Annotated in this window: 6 protein-coding genes and 1 pseudogene; 1 reads left to right on the forward strand and 6 read right to left on the reverse strand. The window is 43.0% G+C overall.

Annotated features, from left to right (window positions below; translation table 11 throughout):
- Positions 1-113: 113 nt before the first annotated feature.
- Entirely contained in the window at positions 114-1,832 is a 1,719-nt protein-coding gene (locus tag CEX98_RS18760) for a fused MFS/spermidine synthase (protein ID WP_242441758.1), read from the reverse strand.
- Between the two features lie 435 nt (positions 1,833-2,267).
- Between CEX98_RS18760 and CEX98_RS18765 the strand changes: the two genes are divergently transcribed.
- A complete protein-coding gene (locus CEX98_RS18765) occupies positions 2,268-4,262 on the forward strand; it encodes a winged helix-turn-helix domain-containing protein (protein ID WP_099643536.1) in 1,995 nt (664 codons plus the stop codon).
- 7 nt (positions 4,263-4,269) lie between these two features.
- Here the strand turns inward: CEX98_RS18765 and nth are convergent, their stop codons facing one another.
- The 5 genes and pseudogenes from nth to CEX98_RS18790 all read right to left on the reverse strand — a co-directional run.
- Positions 4,270-4,902 carry an endonuclease III gene (nth, locus tag CEX98_RS18770; RefSeq protein WP_010607376.1) on the reverse strand — a complete coding sequence of 211 codons (633 nt, stop codon included), beginning with the start codon at positions 4,900-4,902 and terminating at the stop codon, positions 4,270-4,272.
- Between the two features lie 99 nt (positions 4,903-5,001).
- Positions 5,002-5,700 carry an electron transport complex subunit E gene (locus CEX98_RS18775; protein ID WP_099643537.1) on the reverse strand — a complete coding sequence of 233 codons (699 nt, stop codon included), beginning with the start codon at positions 5,698-5,700 and terminating at the stop codon, positions 5,002-5,004.
- The gene (rsxG, locus tag CEX98_RS18780; RefSeq protein ID WP_099643538.1) at positions 5,697-6,332 is read right to left on the reverse strand and encodes an electron transport complex subunit RsxG; all 636 of its coding nucleotides are present in this window, start codon (positions 6,330-6,332) and stop codon (positions 5,697-5,699) included. The genes CEX98_RS18775 and rsxG overlap by 4 nt, the downstream gene beginning before the upstream one ends.
- On the reverse strand, positions 6,329-7,390 hold the full coding sequence (rsxD, locus tag CEX98_RS18785; protein ID WP_099643539.1) for an electron transport complex subunit RsxD: 1,062 nt from the start codon (positions 7,388-7,390) through the stop codon (positions 6,329-6,331). Before rsxD ends, rsxG begins: the two co-directional genes overlap by 4 nt.
- Positions 7,387-7,661 (reverse strand): annotated as a pseudogene (locus CEX98_RS18790) (electron transport complex subunit RsxC); the annotation flags it as partial. The pseudogene CEX98_RS18790 and the gene rsxD, both read right to left, overlap by 4 nt.

Genomic DNA, 7,661 nt, shown 5'->3' on the forward strand with positions numbered 1-7,661 from the left:
CCATCACGCCCTTACCCATAGCGTACATGGTGCGGTTAGATATTCGGAAGATAGGTGCAAGATAGCGTGGGCATCGTTTCTTTGCACCACGGCTATCTATAGGTTATTTAGTCTTAATATTTTATCAATGGCAAAAGACTATAGTGTTGGTCTGTCCATTTTATTGGGTTAGTGGCAATGTGTTCGGATTTAACTTTGTTGCTATGAGCGCCAAATGAGGTTAAAAATGATAAATCGCTAGTTAATACAATCCAATCCGAGCCGAAGCTGGCTTTTTGTTTCCCTAGGGACTTGAATTGAATCAATCCTTTTTCAAATTGATGGCTATGACCCTGTAGAACCGGCAGCAGATCTATGTGGTTATTAGAGATATGGAGGATTAATAAGCCATCTTGCTTTAAATTTTGCCAATACAGCTCGAACGCTTCTTGTGTGAGCAAATGAGCAGGGATCACATCACTGGAAAATGCGTCAATGATTAGTGCATCAAAAAGTAAGCTTTGCTTTTCTTTTCTATTTTTTAAAGCGACGCGGCCATCGTTAATGATTACCTCAGTTTTTCCTTTCGCATTATCCAAATATGTGAAGTACTTGCTAGCCATATGGTAAACGTCCGGGTTTAACTCATAAAAACTCATTTTATCACTTGGACGAGTATAGCTGGCTAAGACACCTGCACCTAAGCCGATGACGCCTATACTGAGTGCATTTTTGCGTTTCAAGTAGCTGAAGGAAGTGGAGATCCCGCTATCTTCTTGGTAATACGAAGCCACACTACTTTGTTCACTTTTCAAAGGCTGCGAGCCATGGACCGTTGTGCCGTCGATTAAGCGTCTTTCGTTTATATCCTTTATATCGATGTCTTTGACAGCAAGGTAGCCATAAAAACTTCTTTTACTGGCGATATCGTATTGAGTAAACGCGCTTTCTAAATTGAAATATCCAACGATGAACAGCACTACTGCAGTTGTCCAACTTATATAAACTTTGACTGGTAAAGGCTTGGTTGGGTTGGCGCTGCCACACCAAGCGAAAAGCAAAAGTACCAACAATAATCCAAGCGGATACTCAGTTATTCGCTGGAAGAGCAAAGGAGCCAACAAGGCTGTGAAAACGCTCCCCAAAGCGCCTCCTAACGAAATAGCAACGTAAAACAAGGTCATACTTTCATTGTTTGGAGCATGGGTACGTAACTCGCCATGACAAACAAGGCAGCAAATTAACAATATTAAACTGAACATGGTCAACTGAGAGGTTGCATTAAATTGACTGCCAATAAAGTACATCATCAAGCCAGCAGCAATGGCAAATAATAAAAATGGTAATAAGAAAGTGCGCTTATAAGCACTGATTGATGAGAATGAATAGGTGTAACTGACTAGGTAGATAATTAAAGGTAATATCCACACAAATGGCATTGGTGGAATATTGGTACTTATCATCTGAGTTGTAGCAATGAGCATTGTGGTGCTGGTTGCCGATAACGCAATCCACAACCACAGATTTTTCAAGGGAGTATCGTCTAGTTTCATTGCCCTGTTGAGCTTTGGTTCGGGAAACGCTGAGTTTCTTAGTGATATCATTAATACGAGTTGTAAAATGATGAAGCCACCAAAAGCCAATAACCAATAATGCTTTTGTTCATAAACTGGAAAGTTAACCTCTACAAAAAAAGGGTAACTAATTAACGCAATAAGTGAGCCTAAGTTTGATAAAGAATACCAATGATAAGGTACGTCTCGGCTTGATGTTTTAAAAAACCATTGTTGCAACAATACACTGGTTGAAGCCAATAAGAAAAATGCCAAGCCAATCTGATGTATTAAAATCAATAGTATCCTAATTAACGGATATGTACTTTCAGCTACTACGGGAAAGTCTTTGTTGAAAGTAAAAAATACTGAAGTGCACAGTAGCGATGCATGAATGAGAAACTGTGAATTGAGGGACAATTTACTTAATTGGTGGGCATATAAGTACCCAAAAAATAGAATACTCTGAAAAAAAAGCATACTGGCTGCCCACACAGAGGCACTGCCACCAAATAAAGGTAGCAGCTCTTTTGATAGCATAGGCTGTATTTGAAACAATAAGAATGCACTGCAAAATATAATTATTAAAAACAAAGGTAGTTTCACGTTTTGTAATGATAATATGTTCTAGGTGACTGAAGTCTCGCCAAGTGAATAATGCGAGACAATGAAATATGGCTTATCAATTTCTTAAGAAAAGCTTAGTTGTTGATTTTTATGTTTTTTGAGGAAGTAATGGAAAGGTTCCAAATCGGCAAATTTGATGTTGACCTCAGTCGGTGTCGGATCTCATCTGGAGAATATGAGGCTATTTTAGAACCGAAAGTGATGGATGTTCTTCACTACCTATTTCTTCATAAAGGGGAAGTTGTCAGTCAGGAACAAATATTTTCTTCCGTTTGGCCTGCATCTACGTTTAATCCGAGTTCAGTTCAACGCTGTATTGCTTTGCTGAGAAAGGCACTAAATGAAGACTCTAAAAGTGCTAAATTTTTGGTTACTCACCCGAAACGAGGGTATTGCTTACAGTTACCTGATGACGTAATGGAAAGGCGGAGTATTATTCCTTACTTTTGTGCCTTAATTGCGGTTGTTACCCTTGGTGTTTGGCTATGGTTTTCGTCGCAGTCAATAAAAACCGATTTTTCAAAATTGCTGCCGGTTACATCGAATGAGGCTAACGAGACATTCTTAGCTCTTTCGCCAAATGGTAAATACTTAGCTTTTGTTCGCGGTGATGAACGGAATAACAACATCTGGCTGAGAACGTTGGAGTCCGGACAGGAAGCTAAGTTAACTTCCCGCAGCTCTGATTATTACAGCTTAGGGTGGAACCCTGAGGGAACTGCTATTGCCTATATGGAGAATAATAACGACCAACGAAGCATGTCTTATATGTCGTTAGACTCGATTACAATGGCACCGATAAGGACTGCTAAATTAGGGCTGTTTTCTAATTTTCATGTTAGCCGTGGAAAGTTGCAGTGGCATAGTAGCAATAAAATTTATTTTATCGAGATAAATCAAGATAATAACGATACTTGGCTGTCTTCAATAGACTTAAAAAGCGGTGAAAGGCAACAGTTACTAAATGCACAAGGGCAGGATTGGATGAAAGCGCTTGCGCTATCGCCAGAGGAAACTCAAATGGCGTTAGGCTATGAAATGGGGTTAAATCGCTATCGCGTTGATTTACTTAATATCGAGACGCTTAGCGTATCTAAATTAGTTGAAATTGAAGACAGCATTCAGGGGCTTAGTTGGCATCCAAATGGAGAGGCTGTGCTGATCAGCAATCGAACCAAATTACAGCTAGTTGATATACAAGGATCACTTTCTGTGATTGATTTCAATAATTACAAGTTTATTCGTGATGCTCAGTTCAACCCAACAGGCTCTGAAATTTTTATGGAGCTGCTTAATGTTGATGTTGATATATTGCGTAAAACTAAAACGGCTCAGAAAGAATTTGAAACCTTGGTTGATACCTCTTCTTTAGACTTTTTGCCTGTTTTTTCTCCCGATGATAAACGTTTTGTCTTTGAATCTCACCGCGCTGGATTAAAGCAACTTTATGTCTATGAAGATGGGCAGCAAAGGATGATTTTTTCTAACCCAAACAATGAAGAGTTGTTCGGTGTGGTATGGACTCCCGATGGTACGGGGGTTATTACTGCTAGTAAAGACAAGTTATTTAAAGTTAATGTGAAGTCAGGCACTTTTGAGGCGTACCCTCACCGTTATCAGCCATTTGGTTTGCGCCAACACTTTCATCATGACAATGCGGTACTCGTCTCGTACAGAGCTGATGATGGCGTTACTTTTCACCTTGCAAAGCTAGACTTAGATACACTGAATTTAAAAACCTATGAAACAGAAGGTGAAAGGCTAGTGTGTTACTCAATGGCGCTAGACTCTACCGACCAAATATATTTTGCAAACAGCAATGCAGTATTTCGTATAAACAGTGACTCTCAACAAGAGCATATTTGGTCAGCTACTGATGAATATATAAGCGGGGTAAGAGTGACGGATAACACCCTTTCGTTAAGATTAGACAAAGATAATGATTTCAAGCTTGTCACCATTAATATGCTTAATGGCTTTACTGAGGTTATCCATCAAGGCTCAGAAAACGGCGATATGCTGATCAATACGTCACATGATGAACAACAATTTCTGTATTTAAGTAAACCAAAGAGAACAAGTGACTTGGTAAGGCTACAATAATTGCGCCTTACTCAGTCTTCTCTTTAAACTCACACAAATCTTCAATAATACATGAACCACACTTAGGTTTACGCGCGGTGCACACATAGCGGCCATGGAGAATGAGCCAGTGGTGGACATCCACTTTAAACTCTTTTGGTACAACCTTCTCTAGCTTTTGCTCGACAGCCACTACGTCTTTACCCATAGCAAACTTGGTGCGGTTGGAGACGCGGAAGATATGGGTGTCTACAGCAATGGTTGGCCAGCCAAAAGCGCAGTTTAAAACTACGTTTGCGGTTTTGCGGCCGACGCCTGGTAGTGCCTCTAGTGCTTCACGGTTTTCAGGAACTTCGGAGCCGTGTTTGTCGACGAGGATCTGACACATTTTATAGACGTTATTGGCTTTTGAATTAAATAAACCAATGGTTTTGATATAGTCTCTTAAGCCCTCAAGGCCAAGCTCCAGGATTTTCTCAGGTGTGTTGGCAACAGGAAAAAGCTTCCGCGTTGCTTTGTTCACCCCAACATCAGTGGCTTGAGCTGAGAGGGTAACGGCAACCAAAAGCTCGAATGGTGACGAATATTCTAGTTCGGTTTCAGGGTGCGGATTTTCGTCCCTGAGCCGCGTGAGTATTTCTATACGTTTTTGTTTATTCATAAGATTTACTTGCTAAATTCAATGACGGTAGCATGCGGTTATTTTCACTAAGCAGCGATAGTGACGGTATCGCTGCAAATTGGCATTATTATTACCGCACTAGTTTAAGTTCGTAACTCGTGCTCTTGGGCCTTTTACTTCTTCAGCAGTTGGTTCTGCTTTGGCCTTGAGTTGGGCGTCAATAATGTTTTTAGCAGCAATCAAAAAGCCAAGTCCTAAAAAGGCGCCTGGTGGCAGGATTGCAACTAAAAATTGATGATCGAATGAGAAGATCTCAATACGCAATACACTAGCCCAGTTGCCAAGGAGTAGCTCGGCACCATCAAATAGTGTTCCTTGACCAATCAACTCGCGCATTGCACCGAGTACAAATAGCACCAGTGCAAAACCTAGTCCCATCATTAACCCATCCCAAACCGATAACAGCGGACTGTTCTTCGAAGCAAATGCCTCAGCACGGCCAATAATGGCGCAGTTGGTCACGATCAACGGAATAAATATACCAAGGGATTGATACAGACCAAAGGTATAAGCGTTCATGAGTAGTTGGATCACAGTAACAAAGGCAGCGATGATCATTACAAACACGGGGATACGGATATCTTTTGGCACCCAGTTTCTCACCACCGATACGGTAAAGTTAGAGCCAACCAGTACAAGTAGTGTGGCAATACCAAGCCCTAACGCATTGGTTACCGTTGAAGTCACCGCAAGGAGTGGACACAGCCCTAAAAGCTGGACCAGTGCGGGGTTATTTTGCCATGTTCCTTCTTGAAAGAGCGATTTTAACTGACTCATTGCGACACCTCGCAAGTATTAGGCGCGTTAAATAGCGCATCAAAATGAGTTTTGGCAAACCATGCGGCCTGATTTACCGAGGTTACCACGGCGCGTGGGGTAATGGTTGCGCCAGTAAATGAATCAAATTGACCACCGTCTTTTTTCACATTCATTTTAGGGTCTGCCTCACCCTCAACTTGTACGCCGTTGAACGTCGTTACCCAAGCAGACTTTGCAAGCTCTACCTTATCACCAAGGCCCGGAGTTTCTTCATGGCGCGTCACACGCACACCGGAGATCAAACCTTGCCTATCGACAGCGGTTAAGACATCAATATTGCCACTGTAGCCTTTCGGGGTGATGTGTCTTACTAATAGGGCTGAGGGTTCACCATTGAGTCTGGCTCTGTAAATTGTGTGCGGGCCGCCTGGGCCAAGTTCTAGCGCGTTGCTGATGGTGCAATCCAAATACAAAGTATTGTCATACTTATCTGCTGCAATAACCTGAGAAAGTAGTTGCATCAGGTGCTGCTGCTCTTGGCTGGCAATTTTGTCCTTGGTGAGGTCATTAATCAGTGCGACCGCTCCTGTTGTTGCCAGTGCAAATGCAGCGAGGATGAGGCCATTTTTCTGCATCGATTGAATTATCATGATTTTGCTCCATGACCATAAGTACGAGGCTGAGTGTAATGATCGATAAGTGGTACTGCCATGTTCATGATCACAACCGCAAATGCCACCGCGTCTGGGTAGCCTCCAAATTGGCGAATCACATAGACAGTTAAGCCGATTGCCGCGCCGTAAATCAGGCGACCTAAATTAGTGGTAGAGGCTGACACGGGATCGGTGGCAATAAAGAAGGCACCAAGCATAGCGCCGCCACTTAACAAGTGGAATAGGGTGCCAGGCTCTGACTCAGGGGCAATGATATAGCCAATCGCACTAGCAAGGCCAAGACTGGCAATAAAGGCCACAGGAATATGCCAGTTGATCACTTTAGCTTTTAGCAAGTAAAGGCCGCCTAGCAAAAAGGCGAGGTTAACATATTGCCAACCAAGTCCTGCAAGTTCTCCAAAACCCTTTTTACTCATTGCCTCATTCACGGTTAAGCCTTGTGAGACTGCGGTTTTTACCGAGTCTAATGGCGTTGCACCAGTCGCACCGTCAATCACGCCCGCACGCCATACGTCAAGTGTGACACCTTGGCTGGTGGACTCAGTAAAGATCATCGCAAGTTGGTCGACAAAACTTAGCGACTCTAACGTGAGCGCTTGAATAGGTGACCATGAAGTCATTTGTACAGGGAAGGAGATCAGCAGTAATACATAAGCTGCCATGGCCGGATTGAAAAGATTAAAGCCAAGGCCACCGTATAGCTGTTTTACAATTGCGATGGCAAAAAATGCGCCGATGACGGTTATCCACCAAGGGGCTAGCGGCGGAATACTGATAGCCAGCAGCACGGCGGTAAGCCAAGCGCTTCCGTCGCTGAGACTGGGCCATATCGCTCGACCTCTTAGCTTTAGCACTAGCGCTTCAGCAAGGCTTGCGGTAATAAGCGCCAAAGCCAATTGGATCAATACACCAAAACCAAAATAGTAGGTTTGGACTAAGATCCCAGGAATACAGGCTGCCATGACGGTCATCATGATTTTGTTGACCGACTTATGGCTGTGATTGTGCGGGGATGAGGCCATGGTTAGTTTCATGACGGTTCATTTCCTTCTTGTTCTTTCGCTTGCTTCTTCGCTTTTGCTCTTGCAATTGCGGCTTTAACGGCGGCTTTTTTACGTGCTTCAGGGCTAAGAGCTTGTTGCTGCTCAGATGTGCCCTCAGCATCTTGCTCTGTACGGCTGGAGTCTGTTTCTGATCCCACCGTTGGCTCATTTGCCTCTTTGCTTTGCTCACTCACGCTTTCGGTTTGAGTAGCTTCAGTTTGCTCGCTTTCGCTGGCTTCTTCTGCCTGTTTAGCGGCTTTTT

Source organism: Pseudoalteromonas piscicida (assembly GCF_002744175.1).
Lineage (GTDB): Bacteria > Pseudomonadota > Gammaproteobacteria > Enterobacterales > Alteromonadaceae > Pseudoalteromonas > Pseudoalteromonas piscicida_B.

Bases quoted from the DNA above. Each gene is read 5' to 3' on its own strand.
- CEX98_RS18765 (WP_099643536.1), top strand. From the start codon at position 2,268: ATGGAAAGGTTCCAAATCGGCAAATTTGATGTTGACCTCAGTCGGTGT.
- nth (WP_010607376.1), bottom strand. From the start codon at position 4,902: ATGAATAAACAAAAACGTATAGAAATACTCACGCGGCTCAGGGACGAA.
- CEX98_RS18775 (WP_099643537.1), bottom strand. From the start codon at position 5,700: ATGAGTCAGTTAAAATCGCTCTTTCAAGAAGGAACATGGCAAAATAAC.
- rsxG (WP_099643538.1), bottom strand. From the start codon at position 6,332: ATGATAATTCAATCGATGCAGAAAAATGGCCTCATCCTCGCTGCATTT.
- rsxD (WP_099643539.1), bottom strand. From the start codon at position 7,390: ATGAAACTAACCATGGCCTCATCCCCGCACAATCACAGCCATAAGTCG.